This window comes from uncultured Arthrobacter sp. (assembly GCF_947493765.1).
Lineage (GTDB): Bacteria > Actinomycetota > Actinomycetes > Actinomycetales > Micrococcaceae > Arthrobacter_D.
The window spans coordinates 305,970-331,231 of sequence record NZ_CANLSZ010000002.1 but is presented as its reverse complement, the minus strand read 5'-3'; the positions used below and the strand labels follow the sequence as shown (position 1 = coordinate 331,231).

At 65.4% G+C, this 25,262-nt stretch carries 21 protein-coding genes, 2 tRNA genes and 1 pseudogene; 16 read left to right on the top strand and 8 right to left on the bottom strand.

All coding sequences use genetic code 11. The features are described 5' to 3' along the window. The first annotated feature begins 96 nt into the window (after window positions 1-96). The 5 genes from Q0747_RS04500 to trxA all read left to right on the top strand — a co-directional run bounded on the left by Q0747_RS04500 (window position 97) and on the right by trxA (window position 5,558). Window positions 97-573, top strand: a complete 477-nt coding sequence (locus Q0747_RS04500) for an NUDIX hydrolase (protein WP_298252043.1) — start codon at window positions 97-99, stop codon at window positions 571-573. 49 nt (window positions 574-622) lie between these two features. Continuing rightward, window positions 623-2,350: a murein biosynthesis integral membrane protein MurJ gene (gene murJ, locus Q0747_RS04495; RefSeq protein ID WP_298252042.1), complete on the top strand. Its 1,728-nt coding sequence runs from the start codon at window positions 623-625 to the stop codon at window positions 2,348-2,350. A gap of 71 nt (window positions 2,351-2,421) precedes the next feature. Then, window positions 2,422-4,008, top strand: coding sequence for an ABC transporter substrate-binding protein (locus Q0747_RS04490; RefSeq protein WP_298252041.1), 1,587 nt, complete (start codon window positions 2,422-2,424; stop codon window positions 4,006-4,008). A gap of 163 nt (window positions 4,009-4,171) precedes the next feature. Then, entirely contained in the window at window positions 4,172-5,206 is a 1,035-nt protein-coding gene (gene trxB / locus Q0747_RS04485) for a thioredoxin-disulfide reductase (RefSeq protein WP_298252293.1), read from the top strand. A 25-nt stretch (window positions 5,207-5,231) separates the two neighbouring features. Next, window positions 5,232-5,558: a thioredoxin gene (gene trxA, locus Q0747_RS04480; protein WP_298252040.1), complete on the top strand. Its 327-nt coding sequence runs from the start codon at window positions 5,232-5,234 to the stop codon at window positions 5,556-5,558. Window positions 5,559-7,215: 1,657 nt separating this feature from the next. Here trxA and Q0747_RS04475 read toward each other — a convergent pair. The 8 genes and pseudogenes from Q0747_RS04475 to rpmH all read right to left on the bottom strand — a co-directional run bounded on the left by Q0747_RS04475 (window position 7,216) and on the right by rpmH (window position 13,031). After that, entirely contained in the window at window positions 7,216-8,226 is a 1,011-nt protein-coding gene (locus tag Q0747_RS04475) for a ParB/RepB/Spo0J family partition protein (protein WP_367277663.1), read from the bottom strand. A 574-nt stretch (window positions 8,227-8,800) separates the two neighbouring features. Further along, the gene (locus Q0747_RS04470; RefSeq protein ID WP_367277662.1) at window positions 8,801-9,793 is read right to left on the bottom strand and encodes a ParA family protein; all 993 of its coding nucleotides are present in this window, start codon (window positions 9,791-9,793) and stop codon (window positions 8,801-8,803) included. 94 nt (window positions 9,794-9,887) lie between these two features. Continuing rightward, a pseudogene (gene rsmG, locus Q0747_RS04465) lies at window positions 9,888-10,468 on the bottom strand (16S rRNA (guanine(527)-N(7))-methyltransferase RsmG). An 82-nt stretch (window positions 10,469-10,550) separates the two neighbouring features. Next, window positions 10,551-11,111 carry a R3H domain-containing nucleic acid-binding protein gene (locus Q0747_RS04460; RefSeq protein WP_298252038.1) on the bottom strand — a complete coding sequence of 187 codons (561 nt, stop codon included), beginning with the start codon at window positions 11,109-11,111 and terminating at the stop codon, window positions 10,551-10,553. After that, on the bottom strand, window positions 11,108-12,070 hold the full coding sequence (yidC, locus tag Q0747_RS04455; RefSeq protein ID WP_298252037.1) for a membrane protein insertase YidC: 963 nt from the start codon (window positions 12,068-12,070) through the stop codon (window positions 11,108-11,110). The genes Q0747_RS04460 and yidC overlap by 4 nt, the downstream gene beginning before the upstream one ends. Window positions 12,071-12,072: 2 nt before the next feature. Continuing rightward, complete coding sequence (yidD, locus tag Q0747_RS04450) at window positions 12,073-12,426, bottom strand: membrane protein insertion efficiency factor YidD (RefSeq protein ID WP_298252289.1); 354 nt, start codon at window positions 12,424-12,426, stop codon at window positions 12,073-12,075. Between the two features lie 5 nt (window positions 12,427-12,431). Beyond that, window positions 12,432-12,800, bottom strand: coding sequence for a ribonuclease P protein component (rnpA, locus tag Q0747_RS04445; protein WP_298252287.1), 369 nt, complete (start codon window positions 12,798-12,800; stop codon window positions 12,432-12,434). A 93-nt stretch (window positions 12,801-12,893) separates the two neighbouring features. After that, window positions 12,894-13,031 carry a 50S ribosomal protein L34 gene (rpmH, locus tag Q0747_RS04440; RefSeq protein WP_022892375.1) on the bottom strand — a complete coding sequence of 46 codons (138 nt, stop codon included), beginning with the start codon at window positions 13,029-13,031 and terminating at the stop codon, window positions 12,894-12,896. A gap of 460 nt (window positions 13,032-13,491) precedes the next feature. On the opposite strand from rpmH, the gene dnaA reads away from it, so the two are divergent. The 11 genes from dnaA to Q0747_RS04385 all read left to right on the top strand — a co-directional run bounded on the left by dnaA (window position 13,492) and on the right by Q0747_RS04385 (window position 25,236). Next, complete coding sequence (gene dnaA / locus Q0747_RS04435) at window positions 13,492-14,904, top strand: chromosomal replication initiator protein DnaA (RefSeq protein ID WP_298252036.1); 1,413 nt, start codon at window positions 13,492-13,494, stop codon at window positions 14,902-14,904. 460 nt (window positions 14,905-15,364) lie between these two features. After that, window positions 15,365-16,489, top strand: a complete 1,125-nt coding sequence (gene dnaN, locus Q0747_RS04430) for a DNA polymerase III subunit beta (RefSeq protein WP_298252035.1) — start codon at window positions 15,365-15,367, stop codon at window positions 16,487-16,489. Window positions 16,490-16,536: 47 nt separating this feature from the next. Further along, window positions 16,537-17,433, top strand: a complete 897-nt coding sequence (gene gnd / locus Q0747_RS04425) for a phosphogluconate dehydrogenase (NAD(+)-dependent, decarboxylating) (RefSeq protein ID WP_298252034.1) — start codon at window positions 16,537-16,539, stop codon at window positions 17,431-17,433. 10 nt (window positions 17,434-17,443) lie between these two features. Continuing rightward, the gene (recF, locus tag Q0747_RS04420; protein WP_298252033.1) at window positions 17,444-18,694 is read left to right on the top strand and encodes a DNA replication/repair protein RecF; all 1,251 of its coding nucleotides are present in this window, start codon (window positions 17,444-17,446) and stop codon (window positions 18,692-18,694) included. After that, window positions 18,636-19,220, top strand: a complete 585-nt coding sequence (locus Q0747_RS04415; RefSeq protein WP_367277670.1) for a DUF721 domain-containing protein — start codon at window positions 18,636-18,638, stop codon at window positions 19,218-19,220. The genes recF and Q0747_RS04415 overlap by 59 nt, the downstream gene beginning before the upstream one ends. 272 nt (window positions 19,221-19,492) lie before the next feature. Next, complete coding sequence (gene gyrB, locus Q0747_RS04410; RefSeq protein WP_298252285.1) at window positions 19,493-21,493, top strand: DNA topoisomerase (ATP-hydrolyzing) subunit B; 2,001 nt, start codon at window positions 19,493-19,495, stop codon at window positions 21,491-21,493. 143 nt (window positions 21,494-21,636) lie between these two features. Next, window positions 21,637-24,306, top strand: coding sequence for a DNA gyrase subunit A (gene gyrA, locus Q0747_RS04405; RefSeq protein ID WP_298252031.1), 2,670 nt, complete (start codon window positions 21,637-21,639; stop codon window positions 24,304-24,306). 65 nt (window positions 24,307-24,371) lie between these two features. Then, window positions 24,372-24,821 carry a DUF3566 domain-containing protein gene (locus tag Q0747_RS04400; protein ID WP_298252030.1) on the top strand — a complete coding sequence of 150 codons (450 nt, stop codon included), beginning with the start codon at window positions 24,372-24,374 and terminating at the stop codon, window positions 24,819-24,821. Between the two features lie 78 nt (window positions 24,822-24,899). Continuing rightward, a tRNA-Ile gene (locus Q0747_RS04395) sits at window positions 24,900-24,973 on the top strand. A gap of 38 nt (window positions 24,974-25,011) precedes the next feature. Next, window positions 25,012-25,128: a DLW-39 family protein gene (locus tag Q0747_RS04390; RefSeq protein WP_298252029.1), complete on the top strand. Its 117-nt coding sequence runs from the start codon at window positions 25,012-25,014 to the stop codon at window positions 25,126-25,128. A gap of 35 nt (window positions 25,129-25,163) precedes the next feature. Further along, a tRNA-Ala gene (locus Q0747_RS04385) sits at window positions 25,164-25,236 on the top strand. Window positions 25,237-25,262 lie beyond the last annotated feature (26 nt).

Genomic DNA, 25,262 nt, shown 5'->3' with positions numbered 1-25,262 from the left:
CTGCGCCGTCGTCAGCCCGAGGCAAAGCTCGTTAGAGTGGTCTGCATGGACCGACCCGTTCCGAGTGCTCCAAAACGCACCCCGTTGACAGTGTCAATGGGAACGACGGGCATGCCTGCGGTCCACCAGCTGCCCACGGTGGAAGAGGTCTCCTCCGGCGGAGTGGTCATCGATGCCTCGAAGGACACGTTCGACGTCGCCATCATCGCCCGCCTCAATCGGGGCGGCCGCCTCGAGTGGTGTCTTCCCAAGGGACACCCCGAGGGCCCCGAGAACAACGAGGACGCGGCGGTCCGCGAGATCGCCGAGGAGACCGGGATCGAGGGCCGGATCGTCTCCACGCTCGGGAGCATCGACTACTGGTTCACCGTCAGCGGTCATCGGGTCCACAAGACGGTGCACCACTTCCTGCTCATCGCGACCGGCGGCGAGCTCACCATCGAGAACGACCCCGATCACGAGGCGGTCGACGTGGCCTGGGTGCCCCTCCAGGACCTCGGCCGGCGGTTGTCATTCCCGAACGAGCGGCGCATCGCCGATCTGGCGCGGCAGGCACTGCCCCACCACCTCTGAGGCAGCGCGTGCGCCGGGTGCCGGCGCCCGGGTGAGACGATAGGGAACGATGTCTGACACGAACACAGCCTCGATGCCGCTCGCGGATGCCGACCCGCCGGAGCGGGCGGACCCCTCAGCTCCCCGCAGCGGTTCCACCGCCCGGTCGAGCGCCATCATGGCCGCCGGGACGCTCGTCTCCCGGCTCCTCGGGCTGGTCCGCGTGGCGCTGCTGGCCACGGCGATCGGCGCTGCGGGCCAGGTGTCGGATCTCTTCACCTCGGCCAACAACCTGCCGAACTTCCTCTACCTGATGCTCGCCGGCGGTGTCTTCAACGCGGTGCTGGTACCCCAGATCATCCGTGCCAGCCGGCAACCCGATCGCGGCGCGGACTACGTGAGCCGGCTCCTGACGCTCGCCGCTGTCGTCCTGCTCGTCCTCACCGTGCTCGTGACGCTCGCCGCGCCGATCATCGTCGACATCACCACGAGTTTCACCGGCGCCAGGCTCGCCCTCACCACGGTGTTCGCCTACTGGTGCCTGCCGCAGATCTTCTTCTACGGCATGTACGCGGTGACGGGGCAGATCCTCAATGCCAACGGTTCCTTCGGCCCGTACATGTGGGCGCCGGTGGTCAACAACATCGTGTCGATCGGTTTCCTCGTGGCCTTCATCGCGCTCATGGGCACCGAGCAGGTGGAGCGGCACAGTCCCGGGTCCTGGACGGGTGAGCAGACCCTGCTGCTGGCGGGCGGCACCACGCTGGGCATCATCATCCAGGCGCTCGTGCTGATCATCCCGCTCAAGCGGCTGAACCTCGGTCTCCGCCCCACGTTCGGTCTCCGCGGCTCGGGCCTCGGACGGACCGGGAAGCTGGCTTCCGTCACGATCGTGACCATGCTCGTGGGTAACGGTCTGTACCTCGTGAACCTGAAGATCGCCACGATCGCCTCCGACGCCCGCCCGGCCTTCCTCGGCCAGGATCCCCCGGTCGAGATCGCCGGTGCTACGAACCTCGAGTTCGGCACCATGCTCTACCAGTTGCCGCATGCGGTGATCGCGCTCTCCCTGGCCACGGTCATGTTCAACCAGCTCTCCTCCGCCCACGCCGACAACGACCTGCCCTCCGTCCGCGCCACACTGTCCCACGGCCTGCGCATCATCGGCGTCGCGACGGTCTTCGGGGCGGCCGCGCTGCTCACCTTCGCCGGACCGCTCGGCATGCTCTTCAGCGAGTCCCCGGAGGTCGCGGCCATCAACGGCGTGATCATCGCGATCCTCGCGGTGGGAGCGCCGTTCCTCAGCGCCAATTTCTTCCTCACCCGTGTGTTCTACGCCAGCGAGGACGTCAGGACTCCCCTGAAGATCCAGCTGATCCTCTCGGTGGTCGGGGTTGCTCTGGCCCTGGTGGCCGGCACGTTCAATCCCCGGCTGATCGTCCCGATGCTCGCCGTGGCATACTCGCTCGGCAACGTGATCGCCGTCGTCGTCAGCCATGTCTTCCTGACCCGCGCCATCGGATCGTACGGCGCAGGGCGCGTGTTCGACGTCCATGTGCGGCTGATCATCGCCGGTATCGTCGCGGCCGTGGTGGGCAGCGTGCTGTGCTGGAGCTTCGGCGGCTACGACGCCTCCGGATTCCTCTGGCAGTCCAAGCTCAATGCCATCGCCGTGCTCGCGCTCGGCGGGATCACCATGCTGGCCGTCTACCTGGTGATGCTCAGGGTGCTGAAGGTGACCGAGCTGCGGGAGTTCGCGGCACCACTGCTGGCCCGAATCGGCCGACGCAACGCCTGATCCGCTGATCCGCCGTCGGACAGGCCGAACGGTAGCATGGGTAGAAATCAGCCGGACGGGGAGAGGAACACGTGCCAGAAGCAGCAGACGTCGGTTCGGTCCTGGGCAATCGGTACAGGGTGACCGCGCATATTCTGGCATCTGCTCGAGAGGACCTCGTGCTCGACGGCGTGGACCAGGTCCTCAATCGTCCGGTCAGCATCCTCGCGGCCTCGGAGGGCAACGCGGACCAGGTGGTGGAGAGCGCCAGGGAACTGGCGACGGGAGAACGAACGGCGAATCTGCAGGTCCTCGACCTGCTGACCACGGACGACGGCACCTACCTCGTGACGGGTCGCACCCCGGCCGCGGATCTGCTGGACCTCGTGGTGCGGCAGGACGACGCGGCAGGCGAGGAGCCGTATGTGGAGCCGTTCTTCACCGACACCCTCGGCTCCGAGATCTTCGGGGGCCCCCGCCCCACGGAGCTCGAGACCTTCGACGACGAGGACGACGACGATCACCGCGAGGAGTTCCGCTGGTCCGGGCTTGCAGGTCTCAGGCGGCGCTTCGGGCGACGCCAGGAGGAGCTGGGCGAGGATCAGCTCGGGGACGAGCCCTTCCATGACGCCGAGGGCCCCGCCGAGGGGGCCACGCCGGTGGATGCCGCGCCGGTGGAGGCCGCTCCACGGAGCACGGCACCTGTCGCCCCGAGGCCCACCTCGCATCGCGTCCCACCACCCCCGGCCCACCGGCCGAGTGCCTACCGCAGCGAGGCGCAGGGCGAGCCCGTCCGGCCGGCCGTCGTGGCCGGACCAGCCGGAGTCGCCGTCGGCGGCAGTTCGACCGGGACCATCGGGGCACCGGACGGGACGAGCTCGGGCTTTCCGTTCTTCGACGACGACGACGAGGCGGCGGCCGGCGGTGCGGGGAACGATGGCGCGGGGGACGATGGCGCGGGGGACGATGACTCCGACGACCGGGACCGCGACACCGGTGGTGCCGGCGGATTCGGTGTCGCACGAATCGTCACCGGAGTGATCCTCAGCCTCGTCCTCGTGATCTCGGTGATCCTCGTGGTCACCCAGCTGGCCTCGGTCTTCGGCGGGTCGGAAGCGGCCAACAACCCGGCTGAGCAGAACACGGGAGCCACGGCGGCGCAGAGCCCCACCTCCGCGCCCGAGGCGTCGTCCGCCGCACCGGAGGCAGCGACGGTGGACCCGGTCATCACGGGCATCAGCCGCGTGGTCCCGGACAACCCCGGTCTCGACGCCGGCAACGACGCCGACCTCCCACAGATCATCGACGGCGATCCGGACACGTTCTGGGGCAACCAGGTCTACGCGAGCGACACGTTCGGGGGCCTCGCGGGGAGCCTCGCCCTGGTGGTCGAACTCGAGGAACCGTCCACCATCTCCGACGTCACCATCGAACAGCTCAACGGATCCGGCGGCAGCTTCTCCGTCCTGGTCAATGACGAGCCGACCCTCGACGGGGCGAAGCAGATCGCCCAGGGCAGCTTCACCGCTCCCACGGTCGACGTCCCCATCGTGGCGGGCGAGGACGGGCAGCCCACGGGCAGGTACGTGATCGTGAATGTCACGCAGCTCCCCAGACTCTCGGACATCCAGGCACAGTACCCCTACGGCCTCCGGATCGCGGAGATCGACGTCAGGTGAGCCCGATCCGGCCCAGCGTCGCAGGGGCCGCCGGGGTGTGGAATAACCCCCTCCATGGGAGGGTTCTTGCAAGTGTCCCCGGAGATGGCCGGCCAGGCCGGCTCAGCCGATGGAGAAGACAGAAAGGTCTTTCGAGAACGTGACTACTCATACCGACGTCGAGCTGGAAACGCCCAGCACCGACGCGTCCAGCACCGAACCCAAGATCCATGACGTGATCATCGTGGGGTCGGGGCCGTCCGGCTACACGGCAGCGGTCTACACGGCTCGCGCAAACCTGAAGCCGGTGCTGATCGCCAGCTCCGTCAAGGCCGGCGGCGAGCTCATGAACACCACCGACGTCGAGAACTTCCCCGGTTTCCCCGAGGGTGTCATGGGTCCGGACCTCATGGACCAGTTCGAGCAGCAGGCACGCCGGTTCGGCACCGAGATCCTGTTCGAGGACGTGGTGTCGGCCGAGCTCGACGGCGACATCAAGAAGCTCACGCTGGCCACCGGTGAGGAGTACCTCGCCCGGGCGGTCATCATCTCCACAGGCTCGGAGTACCGCGAGATCGGGCTCGACGACGAGAAGCGACTGTCCGGTCACGGGGTGAGCTGGTGCGCCACGTGCGACGGCTTCTTCTTCCGGGACCAGGACATCGCGGTAGTGGGAGGGGGCGACTCCGCCATGGAGGAAGCGCTCTTCCTCACCAAGTTCGCCCGTTCAGTGACGATCATCCACCGCAGGGACAGCCTCCGCGCGTCGAAGATCATGCAGGACAGGGCGTTCGCCCACGACAAGATCACGTTCCTCTGGAACTCCGAGGTCACGGCGATCCACGGCGGGGACAAGGTCACCGGTCTCTCCGTCTCCAGTACGGTCGACGGCACCACGAGCGAGATCGAGGTCAGCGGGATTTTTGTTGCTATTGGCAACGATCCTCGCGTGGATCTCGTCCGGAACCAGCTGGAGCTGACGAGCGAGGGCACGATCGCCGTCAACGGCCGTACGTCCAAGACCTCACTCGAGGGCGTCTTCGCCGCGGGTGACGTGATCGACCCGACATACCGTCAGGCCATCACTGCCGCGGGAAGCGGATGTGTGGCCGCCCTCGATGTGGAGCATTACCTCGCCGACACGGTCAGCGCCGCACAGACCGCTGCTCGCGTCCCCACCCCGCCGGCCGAAGCCGTGTCGGAATCCGCCTCACTCTGATCGATCGAGCACAAGGAGAATATCCATGAGCAACGCCAAAGACGTCACCGACGCATCCTTCGACGCCGACGTCCTGCAGTCGGACAAGCCCGTGATCGTCGACTTCTGGGCCGAGTGGTGTGGCCCCTGCCGCATGCTCTCCCCGATCCTCGACGACATCGCCTCCGATCACGCGGGCAAGGTGAACGTGGTGAAGGTGAACGTCGACGACAACCCCTCGATCTCCGCCAAGTACGGCATCACGTCAATCCCTGCGGTGTACGTCTTCCAGAACGGTGAGGTGGCGGCCAAGTCCATCGGTGCAAAGCCGAAACAAGTGCTGGAGCAGGAGTTCGCCGCGTTCCTCGGTTAGTCCAGAACTGAGGTGGTCCAGAACTGAGTTAGTCCGGATCAGCCCGCTCGAAAGGACCCACCCACTCGGGTGGGTCCTTTTTCGTCCCATCTTTCTCCAGCAGGAGCGCCGCGATCGTTGGTTGCCGGCGTCAGTTAGTCGCCGGCGTCAAAAACCCAGCCGTACCGGTCACCTGCCGGAGTGAAACTCGCCGCCTATGACGCGAGTCCATCGACACCGCCTACACGGGTTGATGAACACCAGTTCGTGAACGACTCAGCCGGGCCAGCGGAGTAACTATTGTCGTGGGTTCAGGTGAAACCTCCTATGATTCCGCGGCTGACGTCCTCACCTGCTATGACAGGGAGCCACCGGGCCTAAGGTCGTGCTCCACTTCGCGCTCTGATCGGCCCAAAAGTACAGGTTGCCTATTACTCCGGGCACTGACGGCCCCCTGCCAACTTGATCCAACTGCTGCAGCCAGGGTGAGGTGCGTAAGCCTGTCTTCCTCATGCAAAGGTGGCCTGCTGTGTTCGGGCATGAGAGTAGTTTCACGTGAAACATGGAGCGCCATGCCATCAGGGTCATTCGTGCTGCGCTATGTTCCACGTGAAACCTGGTCCAGATTCGGGCGCTGAAGTCTGAGTTGGGGCGGATCCTCAGCTTGCCCCGGGAGCACGGAGTTCGTCGGAACCTCTCCGAAACAGAATGGGTTCAGCAAATCACCACCAGTGACGCCGATCCGCTACCTGCAAGGGCAGTCCGGGACTTGTCCTCCTCCGGGCCGGGACCGAGGTCGGCCCTGGAGGCCCTGAGACACTGAGACACTGAACGGTCATCGTCTCTCTTCGGAGGGGACACGCCTGGCTGTTCCATGCTCCGAAGCCACAGCTGCGGACTTCAGCCGCCGTAAAAGTCCTGGTGCCAACCACGGCGTTCGAGCGCTCCGCCCGGAGAAGAGCTGGTAACGAGATGCCACATCAGTAGCCTCATCACGCGAGCCACGCAACCTACGCAAGCCGCCCAGGCCACGCACGCCACGCCCGCCGCGCAGGCCACGCAGGCCACGCAGGCCACGCAGGCCACGCAGGCCACGCGAAATGCTCTACTAAAGAGCCGCTCGATCCAGACAGATCGGAGCGAATACTTGCACTGGACCTTCTGCTCGTCCTTAGCCCGGCCTTGGATGAGATGCCGCAAGTGCACTCTCAGCAGTCAGCAGTGACCGTTTCACGTGAAACAGCGAGCCCCCTGTTTCGTTGCGATCAGGCCCGGCAGCTCTTCATCGATGTGTCGCCGCTTCGCTACCGGATCCTTCGACCCCGCTCCATCACTTCAGAGCAAGTTCACTCCCGAACTCACTTGCCCCGTGCAATTCGTGCCCGAGCGTCCCGAGCGCACCCGTCTGTCCTTGAGCACCACAGTGTTCCGCACAATACGGCGCCACGAAGCTGTTGCCCGGTCATGCGTGCGCCTACGTAGCGAAGAATTCGACCTCGCTTCATCGCAGCTTGGTGGGAATCCACATAAAGCGATCATCGGTGGTGAGCTGACCGTTCAGAGCACCGACGACCGTCCGCATCATTGCTCGTTCGCCAGTAATCACGTTTCACGTGAAACATGATTCCATGATGGCGCTTACCCGGAGCGATGCGAGATCAGTCTCGGGCGACCAGCTCTACTCGGAACCGGGGGAGATCACTCCGATGATGCGGTTCAGATCGTCCACCGACGCAAATTCGATGCTGACACGCCCCTTCTTCGCGCCGAGCGATATCTTCACATTCGTGTCGAGCCGGTCCGAGAGCGAGGAGGCCAGATAATCCAGGCGCTCGTGACGTGCACTCGTCGGTGTCCGCGCCGGCTTGGAGACTTGCCGCAAGCCGGACTCGAGGGCCACGATCTCCTCTGTGGTCCGCACCGAGAGGCCCTCAGCGACGATCCTCTGAGCCAGCTGCTCCATCGCGGCCGCGTCACTGAGCCCGAGGAGTGCGCGTGAATGGCCGGCCGTCAGGACACCGGCGGCAACTCGCCTCTGCACGAGGGGTGGAAGGCTCAACAGCCGTAGTGTGTTGGAGATCTGGGGGCGTGATCGCCCCAGGCGTCCCGCGAGTTCGTCATGGGAGCACCCGAAGTCGTCGAGCAGTTGCTGATAAGCCGCTGCTTCTTCGAGCGGATTCAGGGCACTTCGATGGAGATTCTCCAGGAGAGCGTCCCTGAGCAGATCGTCGTCCAGCGTGGATCGGATGATGGCCGGGATCGTCGACATACCGGCCTCTTTCGAAGCCCGCCATCGACGCTCACCCATGACCAGCTCGTAGTCGGTCGAGCCATCCGCCTGCGATGGTCGGACCACGACCGGCTGCAGCACGCCGACCTCACGGATCGAGTGCACCAGTTCCGCCAGCTCGTCCGAATCGAATTCGACGCGAGGCTGCTTGCTGTTAGGGCGGATCCTGTCGAGCTCGAGTTCGGCGAAGCTGGCTCCCGGCACCTGTACGAGATCGGAGGAAGCTTCGGCTGAAACGCGGGTCGGTTGCACCGACTCGGCCGAGTCGAACGATTCGCTCGGCGCTGCTGTGGCGGCGGCTGTTGAAGCGACGGGCTCCGGGGCTACCTGATCGCCGGCTGATGAGACTGTTTCACGTGAAACGTTCGACGACTCAAGCTCTTCGGCATTCTGCTTCACCTCGCGCCGCTTCCGGACCGGACTGCCCGCACCAGCAGATCGATTCACCTCGTTGCTCGTCTCCGCAACGTCAGCACCTGTCCCTGCAACATCGGGGGTCGAAGTCTTCCTGTCCCCAGCACCGGCGTGGAGAGGAGGAGCGGACTCCTCGCTCCTCGACCCTCGCGATCTACCCTTCCCGCCGGATGCTGCCCCTGGGCTCTTCTCGGCCGACTTCGCAACTCTTTTGGATTGTGCTTCACGCACATTGCGGTCGATGCCCGACCTCAGCGCTGTCGAGTAGGAGCGTGGCGTCTCGACGACATCCTCCGACGTGACACGCTCGAAGAACAGGTCCACGGGCCGGCCCCCCTGCGGTCGAGGCGCACCGGTCTCGGTGTCGTCGGTACCGGAATCGCCCCCCGGCGTCGTGTCGTCGATCTGCTCCTTCGTCTCCTCCAGTGGGGCACTGGGAATGAGGGCTCCAAGACCCCGACCCAGACCACGCCGCTTCTCCACCATGTCGTTCCTTCCGGATCCTGGGCGTCAGCCCGCTAAAGTTCGTTCCACCTCGGCGATCAGGTACGAGCGTCGCTCAGGGGCGGGCGGTGATCTCCGCCGCGGCCTCCTGGTAGGAGAGCGCACCGCTCGACGAGGGGTCGTAGGTCATCACGGTCTGCTGGTAGCTCGGAGCTTCCGAGATCCTCACCGATCGGGGGATGACCGCCTTGAGCACCTGGTCTGGGAAGTGCTCACGTACCTCGGCCGCCACCTGTGCCGCCAGATTGGTCCGCCCGTCGTACATGGTGAGCAGGATCGTGGAGACCACCAGATCGGCGTTGAGATGCTTCTGGATCATCTCGATGTTCTTGAGCAACTGGCTGAGTCCTTCCAGCGCGTAGTACTCGCACTGTATCGGGATCAGCACCTCCCTGGCCGCCACGAATGCATTGACCGTGAGCAGACCCAGGCTCGGTGGGCAGTCGACCAGGACGAAGTCGAGGCGGGGCTGGCCGAGTGCTTCCCTGTCCTTCGCGTAGGTGTCGATGGCCCGCTGCAGCCGCTGTTCACGCGCCACGAGGGAGACGAGCTCGATCTCGGCACCGGCCAGGTGGATCGTCGCGGGCGCACAGATGAGGTTCGGTACATCGGGGCACGGTGCCACGACGTCCTTCAGGGGCACGTCGTCGATCAGGACGTCGTAGATCGAATCGATCTCTGCGTGATGGTCGATGTTCAGGGCGGTGGAGGCATTGCCCTGGGGGTCGATGTCGATCACCAGCACCTGGAGGCCGGCGGTCGCGAGTGCCGCCGCGATGTTGACGGTCGTCGTCGTCTTGCCCACGCCCCCCTTCTGGTTGCTGACGGTCATGACGCGGGTGCTCGACGGTCTGGGCAGCGTCTTACCGGCCAATTTCTCACGCCGCTTCGCCTCGCGTGCGAGTTCCCGCCCGAGCGGCGACGAGTCGTCCATGGTCTCCATCACGCTCTTCGCGGATCCTGCCGATGTGCCTGCCGACACCGGGACGGCGTCGGTGGACACGACGGTTGCATCGGTGTTCTGCAGGGGGCTGCCATCAATGGACACGCACAAACCAACTCTCACAGGCCAGACATCGTTATCTACAAGGGTAGCCGGAGGAGCACCCCCGGAGGACGAGGACGACCCCGTCGGACGGCGCCTACCGCGACACCACCGGGATGCGCACCACCGTCGTGGGCGTGGAGAGTCTGTCCACCCCGGCGGACACGATGTCGACCTGGCCCCCGCCGAGGCTCCGGATCGTCTTCCTCGCCTTGGCGATCTCCTCGCCGGCGCTGCGCCCCTTGATCGCGAGCACCTCTCCGCCGACCCGGGTCAGGGGCATCGTCCAGCCCGCCAGCGTGGAGAGTGCGGACACGGCTCGAGCCGTCGAGTAGTCAGCGACGATCGTCCCGACCATCTGCTCGGCCCGGCCACGGAGCACCTCCACGTTGTCGAGGCGGAGATCCTCGACCACCTCGTTCAGCCACAGGGTTCGACGCTCGAGCGGCTCGACGAGCTGGAGCCGCAGATCAGGTCGCGCGATGGCGATCACCACCCGGGGAGCCCCGCACCACTGCCCACGTCCACCACCGTGGAATCCTGGTCCATCAGTTCGGCGACCACGGCGCAGTTGAGGACGTGGCGTCCCCAGAGTCGGGGGACTTCCCGGGGACCGAGCAGGCCCCGTTCAGTGCCCGACGTCGAGAGGTGGTGCACGAATCGCCGCGCCAGGTCCATCCGCTCCCCGAAGATCGCGGTCGCAGCAACCTGTTCCTCCGTCGTCGGCTCAGGATCCGCGTGGGAGGACCCGGGGATGTCCTCAGTCATCGCTCATGGAGACGACGATGTGCCGGGCGTGACCCTCACCCTCGGACTCGCTCGAGAGTCCCAGATCGGCGATCGCGTCATGCACGATCTTCCGCTCGTAGGCTGTCATCGGGGCGAGCGCGACGTCGTCTCCCGACTCCCTGGCCTTCTGGGCCGCGTCCTGGGCGATCTTCGTCAGTTCACCTTCACGGCGATCGCGATACCCGTCGATGTCGAGGACCAGTCGGCTCCGTGCGTCCGTCGCGGTGAGTACGCTCAACCGCGTCAGTTCCTGCAGCGCCTCGAGGACCTCCCCGTCCGGGCCCACCAGCGAGGACAGGGCGGTATCGGAGGTGTCCTCCGAGACGATGGAGATGTAGGAGCGGCCCTCGCGGACCTCGATGTCGATGTCCCCGTCGATGTCCGCGATGTCGAGCAGTTCCTCGAGGTAGTCGGCCGCCACGTCCCCCTCCTCGTCGAGACGGGACGCCCTCGTGCCCTCCCCGGAGGACATCCCCTCATCGGGGAGCGCATCCTGCGGGGCGGATGCGTGATCTTCGTTCTCCACCGTCATCGCTTCTTCCTCTTCTTGCGCTGGGGCTGCACACGCTGGGTCCGGGGCTCGGGCACCGTCTCGACCGCGGGTTCGGACTTCCGCTCACCGAGCAGGGGGACCATCGGCAGGCCCTTCTTCTCGCGCCGATCGGCGAGGGCCTTGGCTGCGGGCGAACCGGGAGTCGGCATCCGGCGGATCACGTAGAACTGCTGCGCCATGGTCCAGACGTTCGTGGTGGTCCAGTAGACGAGCACGCCGATCGGGAAGTTGATGCCGCCGATGCCGAAGACCAGGGGAAGGATGTACAGCATGATCTTCTGCTGACGCATGAACGGGCTCTGCATGGCCTCTTCGGACATGTTCTTCGCCATGATCTGCTTCTGCGTGATGAACTGCGATGCCGACATCGCGATGATCATGAGCACCGAGAGGATGATGACGCTGATGTTGCCGTCCGCGCCGAAACTCCCGAGGAACGTCGAGGACAGCGGGGCGCCGAGAATGGTCGCGTCGTCGAACTGCCGGACCGAGTCGGGCTGGAGCGCACCGATGCTCGTCCCCTCGGCGCTGGCGCGGGAGACCCCGTTCAGCACGCGGAAGAGGGAGAAGAAGAACGGCATCTGGATGATGATCGGCAGGCAGGCCGCGAACGGATTGGTCCCGTGCTTCTTGTACAGGGCCATCTGCTCCTGGGTCATGGCCTGGCGCGAGAGCTGATCGGTCTTGCCCTTGTACTTCTGCTGGAGCTTCCGCAGGTCCGGCTGGAGCGCCTGCATTCCACGCTGTGCCTTGATCTGCTTGACGAACACCGGGATCAGCGCCGTCCGGATGATCACCACGAGTCCGATGATGGACAGCGTCCAGGTCCACCCCGACGCCGGATCCATGCCCAGGAAGGAGAAGGCCTCGTGGAACAGGAACATGATCCACGAGACGAGCCACTCGAAGGGGAAGAGAATAGTCCCTAGGAAATTCATAGTCAGTCTGCTCCTCGGGCCGCGGGGCGGCTTTCGTCATCGTCCGGGATCACCGGGTGGTTCAACACAACTATTGCTGGCACTTTCCTGTCCGGAAAAATCCTGCCACCCGGCGGGACGTGATCGACGCCGCCGTCGTTCCACGGATGGCAACGCCCCACCCGCCGTATCGTGAGCCAACTACCTCGAGGAAGTCCGTGGACCGTCACCGCTTCCAGTGAGTAGGCCGAGCAACTCGGATAGAACCGGCACACCGGTCCGTACAGCGGAGAGACCACTTTCCGGTAGGCGATGAGCACCCAGATCACTGCCGTGCGAGGAACGCCGGCAAGAAGACGGATCACCCCGGTGGTGATGTCCCTCACGATACTCTGCCTTCCCGTTCGACTCGATCCGCCCGCTCCAGCTTCCGGACCACAGTGCTCAGACAACCCGCGAGCTCGTGTCGCAGCGACTGCCAGTCGGACGCGCCGGCCGCCGGTAGTGCCCGGACGACGAGGTCGTACCCGTAGGGATGCGCACGAAGGTGTTCCAGTGCGGCATGACGAAGCCTTCGTTTAACGAGGTTGCGCGCCACGGCGTTCCCCACGTTCTTGCCCACGATGAAACCGACCCGGGACGGGGAGTCGCTGGAGGTCACCACGCCATATAGCAGTACGTTCCGGCGCCCTGAGCGGGCGCCGGAACGTACGGTATGGCTGAAATCGCCGGCTGCTCGTACCCGGTTCATCACCGGGAGCATCGTCGGGGTCTTCCTGCTATCGGGGCGTCGGGTCCTGGAGCGGTGCAGTCATCCCAGGGATGCATCACCGGCAGGAGCCGCCTATGCCGAGAGTTCGGTACGACCCTTGCCGCGTCGCGCCGACAGGATCGCGCGGCCTGCGCGGGTACGCATGCGAAGGCGGAAACCGTGCTTCTTGGCACGACGGCGGTTATTCGGCTGAAAAGTCCGCTTGCTCACTGTAGTTACTCCAGAACGATCTTGAGATGCGCCCGGCCCATTGCAACAAGAGGGGAGAACAGACTGACGCGATGAGGGTGGTCGTCCGACATTCGCGGGACTGCCGTCACCTTCCGGGGTTTCTTGGACTCCGGAACAGCTGTGACGGCACGCGGAATGCAGACGTGGTGGACTTCATAACGTTAGGGGAAGCGGTTGCGAGGCGTCAAACCGGGCGGGCAGGGCCTGTGGGTGATCCTGTCGACAGCCTGTGGACAACTGGACGCCGGGTGTCGGTCGGCTGTTGTCCCGGAGTCGGCCGCCTCCCTCCTTCGACGAGCTCCAAGGCGCAGAACTCCGCTATCTTCTGCACTTTCCATCCTCTAGTCTTGGCCATGGTCCGTCCGCCCATGACCTGTGCACAAGTCTGTGGATGACGGACCTTTTCGAGCGCGAGCAACGCAGCCAAGAGGGGTCTTCCGTGGGAACAGATGAGATCAACGACGTCGGGAGCTCCTGGCGGAAGGTCATCCGGACCCTCGAACAGGACGATCGCATCACACCCCGCCAGCGCGGTTTCATGGTCCTCACCCAGGCCCAGGGACTCATCGGCACCACCATGCTGATCGCCGTCCCGAACGAGCTGACGCGCGAGGTCCTCCAGACCCAGCTCAAGGGATCACTCGACGAAGCGCTGCGGGAGGTCTTCCACGAGGAGGTGCAGTGCGCGTTCGTGATCGACCCCGAGCTGACGCCCGTGGAGGAGGAGGTCGAGCACGAAGCACCCGAAGCAGTTGCTCCGGAGCCCAAGGGGGAGCCGAAACCGTCCCCGACTCCTCCGAGCAACTCCCACGAGTTCGGTCGCCTCAATCCCAAGTACATCTTCGACACGTTCGTCATCGGGTCCTCCAACCGCTTCGCACACGCGGCGGCCGTCGCTGTCGCCGAGGCGCCGGCCAAGGCCTACAACCCACTGTTCATCTACGGGGACTCCGGGCTCGGCAAGACCCACCTCCTGCACGCGATCGGCCATTATGCGCGGCACCTCTATACGGGCATCCGCGTGCGGTACGTGAATTCCGAGGAGTTCACGAACGACTTCATCAACTCGATCCGCGACGACGAGGGCTCGAGCTTCAAGCAGACCTATCGGAACGTGGACATCCTCCTGATCGATGACATCCAGTTCCTCTCCGGCAAGGACCGGACCATGGAGGAGTTCTTCCACACCTTCAATGCGCTGCACAACCACAGCAAGCAGGTGGTGATCACCTCGGATCTGCCCCCGAAGCAGCTCATCGGCTTCGAGGAGCGCATGCGGTCACGCTTCGAATGGGGACTGCTCACCGACATCCAGCCACCGGAGTTGGAGACCCGCATCGCGATCCTCAGGAAGAAGGCGATCAGCGACAGCCTGAGCGCACCCGACGACGTCCTGGAGTACATCGCCTCGAAGATCGCCACCAACATCCGCGAACTCGAGGGCGCCCTGATCCGGGTGACCGCGTTCGCCAGTTTGAACCGCCAGCAGGTGGACGTGAATCTGGCGGAGATCGTCCTCAAGGACCTCATCTCCGACGACGGTGCCAGGGAGATCACCTCCACCGTGATCATGGCCCAGACCGCCGACTACTTCCAGATCAGCCTCGAGGAACTGTGCAGCAAGTCCCGTACGCGAACTCTCGTCACGGCCCGGCAGATCGCGATGTATCTCTGCCGCGAACTGACAGACATGTCACTGCCCAAGATCGGCCTCGAGCTGGGTGGACGTGACCACACCACGGTGATCCACGCCGACCGCAAGATCCGGGAGCTCATGGCCGAGCGACGGGCGATCTTCAACCAGGTCACGGAGCTCACGAACCGGATCAAGCACAAACAACGCGAGGGATGACAGCTGACCGTAATTAACAGCTGTGGATCGCCCTGTGGATAACTGCCGGCGCACAGGGGTACAGGCTGAGGACAACTCCCCCGATCCTGTGGACGCCGCCGTAACCCCGCACGTCGTCCACATGACACCGCTGCGCGACGCCGCATCACTTCACAGCTTATCCACAAGCAAAATGCGCGCCGGCGCGCCACGAGAACACGTTATCCACAGAATCCACAGCAGTTATTAACACTACGAACCTTAAACTTCAAAAGTTCTTCAGATAACACTTCGCGTTTCCCCGACCCGACACGATCAAGCCCGAGACCCGGTCCCGTTCCGCCTCGGCGCCCTGCTATCCGCCGCCGTCCGTACGCAGTAGGGTTGTACTTCGTTGCGTCGGGGGTCCATCCGCACGCAGTAGGCTTCCCGCTGATTCCTCCGCGGCGGTCCTCGATCCGACGAAAGGTGGCACTGCTCCGTGAAGTTCAGAGTTGAGCGGGACGTATTGGCAGAGGCTGTGTCCTGGACCGCTCGTTCCCTCTCACCGAGACCACCGGTGCCCGTCCTCGCCGGTCTGCTCATCAAGGCCGAGGGAGGAAGCCTCAGCCTCGCCAGCTTCGACTACGAGATCTCGGCCCGTCTCGAAATCGCCGCGGATGTCCTGGAGGAAGGGACCGTCCTGGTGTCGGGGCGTCTGCTGGCCGATATCTGCCGGAGCCTTCCTTCCGCGCCGGTGGAAGTCATGACCGACGGCTCGAAAGTCACCCTCACGTGCCGCAGCAGCCGGTTCAACCTGGCCACCATGCCCGAGGCCGAGTACCCGGAGCTGCCTCGTCTGCCCGAGGTCAGCGGCGTGGTGGACGGTGAAGCCTTCGCCCAGGCCGTGTCCCAGGTGATCATCGCCGCGAGCCGAGACGACACCCTGCCGATCCTGACCGGCGTCCGCCTGGAGATCGAGGAAGACCTCATCACCCTCCTGGCCACTGATCGGTACCGCCTGGCACTGCGCGAAGTGTCCTGGAAGCCGACCTCCCCCGGTATCTCCACCACAGCCCTGGTGAAGGCGAAAACCCTCAGTGAGGTGGCGAAGACCCTCGGCGGAGCAGGGGACCTCAACATCGCCTTCTCCGATGATTCGGAGCTCATCGGATTCGAATCCGGAGGTCGCCGGACCACGTCACTGCTCGTGGACGGGGACTACCCGAAGATCCGCTCGCTGTTCCCAGAGACGACGCCCATCCACGCGATGGTCCAGACCTCCGTCCTGGTGGAAGCGGTACGCCGCGTATCACTCGTCGCGGAGCGCAACACCCCGGTCCGGCTCGCCTTCACGGAGGGACAGGTGACGCTCGACGCCGGGACCGGTGAGGATGCCCAGGCGTCGGAGGTCATCGAGGCCACCCTCGAAGGGGACGACATCACCGTCGCGTTCAACCCCCAGTACCTCAGTGAGGGTCTGGGCGCCTTCAGCAGTCCGTACGTCCGGTTCTCCTTCACCTCGCCGCCGAAACCCGCCGTGATCTCCGCGCAGGAGGAAGCGACCGGCAGTGATCGCGAGGACTACAGGTACCTCCTGATGCCCGTGCGGCTGCCGAACCAGTAGTCGGACCGACAGACAGCGCCACCAGTCGTACCCAGAAGGAGAAACTCATGCACATCGGCCTCATCGGACTCGGGAAAATGGGCTTCAACATGAGGGGCCGCCTGCGTGAGCAGGGCATCGAGGTCACGGGGTTCGATCGTGATCCCGAGCTGACCGACGTCGCCACCCTGGACGATCTCGTGGCCGCGCTGCCGTCCCCGAGGATCATCTGGGTGATGGTGCCGGCAGGACAGATCACCGACGGCGTCATCCACGACCTGTCGGGTGCCCTCTCGGAGGGCGACCTGGTCATCGACGGCGGGAACTCCAAATTCACCGACGACCAGATCCACGCAACGCTGCTGGCCCAGCAGGGCATCAGGTTCGTGGACTGCGGTGTCTCGGGCGGCGTCTGGGGTCTGGAGAACGGGTACGGTCTGATGGCCGGCGGCAGCACGGAGGACATCGAGCTGGCCATGCCGATCTTCGATGCGCTGCGTCCGGAGGGTGGGCGTGCGGAGAGTTTCGTCCACGTGGGGGACACCGGCGCCGGCCATTACGCGAAGATGGTGCACAACGGCATCGAGTACGGCCTCATGCAGTCGTACGCCGAGGGGTATGAACTGCTGGAGGCGAAGGGCATCGTCAAGGACGTCCACGGGACGTTCGCGGCCTGGCAGAAGGGGACCGTGGTGCGGTCCTGGCTGCTGGATCTCCTCGTGAAGGCTCTCGAGGAGGATCCGGAGCTCTCCCGGATCGCAGGGTACGTGGAGGATTCCGGCGAAGGCCGCTGGACCGTCGAGGAGGCCATCGCGAACGGCGTACCCGCACCCGCCATCACCGCGGCCCTGTTCGCCCGGTTCTCCTCGCGGCAGGAGGACGCCCCGGCGATGAAGATGGTGGCCGCGCTTCGCCAGCAGTTCGGAGGGCACGCGGTCAAGCCCTCACGGCAGCTCCCTGGGTAAGGGCTGACCGGTGTACGTCGAGCACCTCTCGCTCACCGGGTTCCGGAGCTATGAACAGCTCGATGTCCCGATCGGGCCGGGGATCACGGTCTTCGTCGGTGCGAACGGCGTGGGGAAGACCAACATCGTGGAGGCCATCGGGTATCTGGCCACCCTGAGTTCGCATCGCACGGCGACGGATCGGCCGTTGGTGACCTTCGGGCACGAGCGCGCGATCATCCGCGGCAAGCTGGTTCGCGGGACGCAGCGGACCAGCGTCGAGGTGGAGATCAACGTCGAGGCCGCGAACAGGGCACGGATCAACCGGGCGAATCCGGTACGGGCGAGGAACGCCGCGGGAATCCTCCGCTCCGTCGTGTTCGCCCCCGAGGACCTCTCGCTCGTCAAGGCCGATCCATCCGTCCGTCGCCGCTATCTCGACGAGGTCCTGGTCGCGCTGCTCCCTCATCAGGCGTCGCTCCGTGCGGACTACGACCGTGTGCTGAAACAACGAAATGCACTGCTGAAGTCCGCACGGGCGGCCGGCCGGTTCTCCACCACGCACGAGGCGACCCTCGACGTCTGGGACCAGCACCTCGTGGAGGCCGGGGTACTTCTCCTGTCTGCACGCCTTCGCCTGGTGGAGCAGCTCCGCCCGCTGGTGGTACGTGCGTACGGGCAGCTGACGGACGGGTCCAAGGGCGTGGACATCCACTACTCCTCGAGTGTCTCCCCGTCCGGTGAGCTGCTCGTGCCGGACGACGACCCCGGAATCGCCGCCCCCGTGCGCGACGAGGGCCTGGCACACCTGCCGGATTCCGAGCTCAGGGAGCTGTTCGCCGCTGACCTGATCCGCCACCGGGGGAAGGAACTGGACCGGGGGATCTCCCTCGTGGGTCCGCACCGCGATGAGCTCGGACTGACACTGGGGGGCGCACCGGTGAAGGGCTATGCCTCCCACGGGGAGACCTGGTCGATGGCGATCGCCCTCCGGTTGGCGTCGTACTATCTCCTGCTGGAGGACGGGCGGACTCCTGGAGCGGAACCCGTCCTCATCCTCGACGACGTGTTCGCCGAGCTGGATGTGCAGCGACGTTCACGCCTGGCAGCGATCATCGGCTCTGCGGAGCAGGTACTCATCACCGCGGCCGTGGTGGACGACATCCCGGAGACTCTCACGGGACGTCGGATCAGGGTCGTTCCCGGTGGCATCGACCCTGTGGATGCCACCGGGGGTGGCGGGGTGTCGGCGCTTCCCGATGGGGCGGGTACGGATGACTGACAACCCTCCGGACGTGGATCCGCCGGATCGTGGCGAGCAGGACGCCCCCCAAGCCCTGCTGAACAGGTTGCGGGATGCCTCTCGCGCCAGGGGGACGCCGCGAGACACGGGGACCCGGGCCCGGGGAGAGACATCCCGGCGCGGGTATATACCAGCCTCGACATATGGTGGGCGCGACCCCGAGGGTGTGGGGGATGTCTTCTCCCGCATGCTCGCAGAACGCGGATGGAAGTCCCCGGTGGCGATCGGCGCGGTCCTGGGTCGGTGGCACGAGATCGTGGGTCGCGAGATCGCAGCCCACTGCGTGCCCGAGAGTTTCGACGCGGACACCGTCCTGGTGCGATGCGATTCGACGGCATGGGCCACCCAGGTACGGCTCATCACGCCCCAGGTGCTCCAGCGTTTCGAGACCGAGCTGGGAGCGGGAGTGGTGAAGAAGCTGTCGGTGATCGGACCCGCGGGCCCGAGCTGGCGCAAGGGTGGCCGATCCGTTCGCGGGAGGGGCCCTCGGGACACCTACGGGTGAGCGGGGGCGTCTGGTCCCCGCGATCCACGGGCGGCCCGCAGCGCTCGTGGGGATGCCGCCGTCGTATCCGGCCTCATGGACGGGCCTGATGAGGACTCTGAACCGGCTTTACTGCCCAGTGAGGGCTTGTTCGTGCGCGATTGTAGCCCTCCGCAGGGTAGAATGGGACGAGCTTATTTCTGCTTTACCCAGTTGAGGAGCCGACTACGCCCGTGCCACACGAGAACGAGTTGAACGCAAGCGATGTACTGATCGGCGAGGACGAGTCCCCCATCCTGGAGGCCACGACCGAGCATGCCTACGGTGCCAGTGAGATCACCGTGCTGGAGGGTCTGGAGGCGGTTCGCAAGCGTCCCAGCATGTACATCGGATCCACGGGACCGCGCGGTCTCCACCACCTCGTCTACGAGGTGGTCGACAACTCGGTCGACGAGGCCCTCGCCGGTCACTGCGACCACATCCAGATCACCCTGCGCGCCGACGGTGGCGTCCAGGTCATCGACAACGGGCGTGGGATACCGGTGGACATGCATCCCACGGAGGGTCGACCCACGGTGGAGGTGGTCATGACCATCCTCCACGCCGGTGGGAAGTTCGGCGGCGGCGGGTACGCCGTCTCGGGCGGACTGCACGGTGTGGGTATCTCGGTGGTCAATGCGCTGTCGAAGCGCGTCGAGACGGAGGTCCGGCGGCAGGGCCACGTGTGGCGCCAGTCCTTTTCCGACGGCGGTAAGCCCTTCGGTGAGCTCAGGAAGGGCGAGGAGACCTCGGAGACGGGGACGACGCAGACGTTCTACCCCGACGACACGATCTTCGAGAGCACGGAGTTCGATTTCGAGACACTCCGCGCCCGCTTCCAGCAGACCGCCTTCCTGAACAAGGGTCTACGGATCACCTTCATCGACGAGCACGTCGACGAGGTCGAGGACGAGGTGGCCGACGAGACCGGTGACGATCCGACGCCGAAGCACCGCGAGGTGGAGTACCTCTACGAGAACGGGCTGGTGGACTACGTCCATCACCTGAACTCGTCGAAGCGCGTGGAGGTGGTGCACCCGGATGTCATCGTCTTCGAGACCGAGACGCCCGACCGCACCATGTCGGTGGAGATCGCCCTGCAGTGGACCACCGCCTATTCCGAGAGTGTCCACACCTACGCGAACATGATCAACACGCACGAGGGTGGAACGCACGAGGAGGGCTTTCGTGCGGCCATGACCACCCTGATCAACAGGTATGCGCGCGAGAAGAACATCATCAAGGAGAAGGACGACAACCTCACGGGCGACGACATCCGCGAGGGCCTGACGGCGGTCATCTCGGTGAAGCACTCCGAGCCGCAGTTCGAGGGCCAGACGAAGACCAAGCTCGGTAATTCCGAGGTCAAGGGCTTCGTGCAGCGCGTGGTGACGGACCGGCTCGGTGACTGGCTGGAACGCAATCCCGGTCCGGCCAGGGACATCATCCGGAAATCCATCCAGGCCTCCCAGGCACGTCTGGCCGCGCGCAAGGCGCGGGAGTCCACGCGCCGCAAGGGCCTGCTCGAATCCGGGGGGATGCCGGGCAAGCTGAAGGACTGCCAGTCCAAGGACCCGGCGCGCTCCGAGATCTACATCGTCGAGGGCGACTCGGCCGGCGGCTCCGCGGTCCGCGGGCGCAATCCGGAGACGCAGGCCATCCTGCCGCTGCGCGGGAAGATCCTCAACGTGGAACGGGCCAGGCTGGATCGTGCGCTCGGCAATGCCGAGGTCCAGGCGATGATCACGGCATTCGGTGCCGGTATCGGCGAGGACTTCGACGTCGAGAAGGCCAGGTACCACAAGATCGTCCTGATGGCGGACGCGGACGTCGACGGCCAGCACATCACCACCCTGCTGCTGACCCTCCTGTTCCGCTACATGCGCCCGCTGATCGAGAACGGGTTCGTCTATCTGGCCCAGCCCCCGCTGTACCGGATCAAGTGGTCCAACGCGAAGCACGACTACGTCTTCAGTGACCGGGAGCGGGACGAGGTCATCAAGATGGGTCTCGCCAGGAACCAGCGGTTGCCGAAGGAGAACGGCATCCAGCGGTACAAGGGCCTGGGCGAGATGGACTACACGGAGCTGTGGGAGACCACCATGGACCCGGATCATCGCACGCTGCTCCAGGTGACCATGGACGACGCCGCTGCGGCGGACCAGGTGTTCTCGGTGCTGATGGGCGAGGACGTCGAGTCCCGCCGCAACTTCATCCAGCAGAACGCCAAGGACGTGCGTTTCCTCGACATTTGAGTGCCGGTACCCGGGATCTTGCCGGCGCGACGAAATTCGCTCGTTCCTCGCGAATATCAAAGCGCCTACACAAGACGCCGGGCACAGGCAGCCGGCCGCGTCCACTCTGCGGCGGAGACCTTCTTCACGAACGGAACTGATTCATGACTGACGAGACCATCGGCAACGGCCCGGACGAGCCCATCGAGGGCGAGGTCCTGACCGACCGTGTCGAGCAGGTGGACCTGCAGACCGAGATGCAGCGGTCCTACCTGGACTACGCGATGGCGGTCATCGTGGGACGTGCGCTGCCGGACGTCCGCGACGGTCTCAAGCCCGTGCACCGCCGCGTCCTGTATGCCATGTTCGATGGCGGGTACCGGCCCGACCGGTCGTTCAACAAGTGTGCCCGCGTGGTGGGCGAGGTCATGGGCCAGTACCACCCGCACGGGGATTCCGCGATCTACGATGCGCTGGTCCGGCTCATCCAGGACTGGACCATGCGCTATCCGCTGGCCCTCGGGCAGGGCAACTTCGGTTCACCGGGCAACGACGGGGCGGCCGCACCGCGCTACACGGAGACGAAGATGGCACCCCTCGCCATGGAGATGGTGCGGGACATCGACGAGGAGACCGTCGACTTCCAGGACAACTACGACGGGAAGAACCAGGAACCGACGATCCTGCCGTCGCGCTTCCCGAACCTGCTCGCCAACGGATCCTCCGGCATCGCCGTGGGCATGGCCACGAACATCCCCCCGCACAACCTGCGGGAGGTCGCCGAGGGTGTCCAGTGGTACCTCGAGAACCCCAGCGCCTCCCGGGAGGAACTGCTCGAGGCACTGATCCAGCGGATCAAGGGACCCGACTTCCCCACCGGCGCGCAGATCCTCGGCCACCGGGGCATCGAGGACGCGTACCGGACCGGACGCGGGTCCATCACCATGCGGGCCGTGGTCAACGTCGAGGAGATCCAGAACCGCACGTGCCTCGTGGTGACCGAGCTCCCCTACCAGGCCAACCCCGACAACCTCGCGATCAAGATCGCCGAGCTGGTCAAGGACGGCCGGATCAGCGGGATCGCGGATCTGCGGGACGAGACCTCGGGCAGGACCGGCCAGCGCCTGGTGATCGTGCTCAAGCGCGACGCCATCGCCAAGGTGGTCCTGAACAACCTCTACAAGCACACGCAGCTGCAGGACAACTTCAGCGCCAACATGCTCGCCATCGTGGACGACGTGCCCCGCACGCTCAGCCTGGACGCGTTCATCCGCCACTGGGTGACCCACCAGCTCGAGGTCATCGTGCGGCGCACGCGCTACAGGCTGCGCAAGGCCGAGGAGGAGGCCCACATCCTCCGTGGCCTGCTCAAGGCACTCGACGCCCTCGACGAGGTCATCGCCCTGATCCGCGCGTCCTCCACCACCGAGGAGGCGCGCGACGGGCTGATCACCCTGCTGTCCATCGACGAGCTCCAGGCCACGGCCATCCTCAACATGCAGCTGCGTCGACTGGCTGCGCTCGAGCGGCAGAAGATCCAGGACCGTCACGCCGAGCTGGAGTCGATGATCGTCGAGTTCCACCGCATCCTCGCCTCCGAGGACGTCCAGCGCGGCATCGTCAGCACGGAGCTCGCCGAGATCGTCGCCAAGTTCGGCGACGACCGACGGACGGAGATCCTCCAGGGCTACGACGGTGACATGAGCATGGAGGACCTGATCCCGGAGGAGGAGATGGTCGTCACGATCACCCGCGGCGGCTACGTCAAGCGCACGCGCAGCGACAACTACCGCCAGCAGGCGCGTGGCGGGAAGGGCATCAAGGGGGCGCAACTGCGGGGCGACGACGTCGTCGAGCACTTCTTCGTCACCACCACGCACCACTGGCTGCTGTTCTTCACGAATCTCGGTCGGGTCTACCGGGCCAAGGCCTACGAACTGGTGGAGGCCGCCCGCGACGCGAAGGGGCAGCACGTGGCCAATCTGCTCGCCTTCCAGCCCGACGAGACCATCGCGCAGGTCCTGGACCTGCGCGACTACCAGCAGTCGCCGTACCTGGTCCTGGCGACCCGGCGGGGACTGGTCAAGAAGACCCGCCTCGAGGACTACGACACCAACCGGACGGCCGGCGTGATCGCGATCAACCTGCGCGACAACGACGAACTCGTCTCCGCGCAGCTGGTCTCCGGCGCGGACGACATCATGCTCGTCTCGCGGAAGGGCCAGTCGATCCGCTTCACGGCCGACGACGATGCGCTGCGTCCCATGGGGCGCGCGACGTCGGGTGTGACCGGCATGAAGTTCCGCAACGACGACGAACTGCTCGCCGCGAAGGTGGTCACCGACAACTCGTTCGTCTTCATCGTCACCGAGGGTGGTTTCGCGAAGCGGACCAGGGTGGACGACTACCGGGTGCAGGGCCGCGGGGGCCTCGGTATCAAGGTGGCCAAACTCGCCGAGGAGCGGGGGGACCTGGTGGGAGCACTCGTGGTCCAGGAGGAGGACGAGGTGCTCGTGGTGATGGGCGGGGGCAAGGTGGTCCGATCCGCAGTGGCCGGTGTTCCCGCCAAGGGACGCGACACCATGGGCGTCATCTTCGCCAAGCCGGACAAGGCCGACCGCATCATCGCCGTGGCCCGCAACAGCGAACGCAGCGTGGCCGTCGAGGAGGGCCTGATCGACGATCCGGCGCAGGCCAGCCCGGACGTCGACGTCATCGGGACGGTGGGACCGGACGCTGATTCCGAGGAGTTCCCGGGGGATGAAGTACCGTTGTCGACAGAGGACGTGGCTGAGTCAGATGCCGGGTCGCCGGAACACGGAGGTAGCGAGTGAGCTCGGGCAGCACCAATCCGCGATCGTCAAGCGGCCAGGTCAAGACACCTGGATCGACGTCGCGAGTGAACCCGCCACGTCCGGCCCAGCGGCCGGCGTCCACGGGGAACCAGGGCAAGCCCGGGCTGGTGAAGCCGGCTCCGAAGGCGAAGGCGCGGAAGGCGCGCCTGCTCGTGAGCAAGGTGGATCCGTGGTCGGTCCTGAAGATGTCGTTCCTGCTCTCGGTGGCCCTGGGCATCGTCACGGTGGTCGCCTCGTTCGTGATCTGGACCGTGCTGGACCTGACGGGGATCTTCGACGGGGTGAACGAGCTCCTGAGCGAGATCGCAGGCTCCGAGAGCGGCGGGTTCGATCTCCGGGAGTTCGCATCCCTGGCCCAGGTCCTCTCGTTCGCCACCATCATTGCGGTGGTGAACGTGGTGCTGCTGACGGCGCTGGCCATGCTCTCGGCCGTGCTGTACAACATCGCGTCGAGCCTCGTGGGCGGTATCGGCGTCACGCTCACCGACGACTAGGGCTGACCCGCCCGTGGCCTGATTTGAGAAATCGAGAATCACTACGGTAAGGTCAATTCTTGGCCCGTAGCGGTATGGGGGCGTATAGCTCAGGCGGTTAGAGCGCTTCGCTGATAACGAAGAGGTCCCAGGTTCAAGTCCTGGTACGCCCACGGATCCGCCACTCGCAGGTATGCGTGAGGAGACAGTTGTGAAGAAGTTGCTCGTCGCAGCAGCGGCCGCAGCAGGTGTCCTCGTCTACACGCGGTGGCAGGGTTCGGTGAAGGAGAAGAAGATCTGGAGCAACGCGACGGATCCTGTCGCGTAGTACGGATGATCCACGCGTGTGGGTGGATGTATCTCGGGGGCATGGCGCAATTGGTAGCGCACCTGCTTTGCAAGCAGGGGGTTCGGGGTTCGAGTCCCCGTGCCTCCACCGAAGGGTAGGTCCCGGCCGGGAGG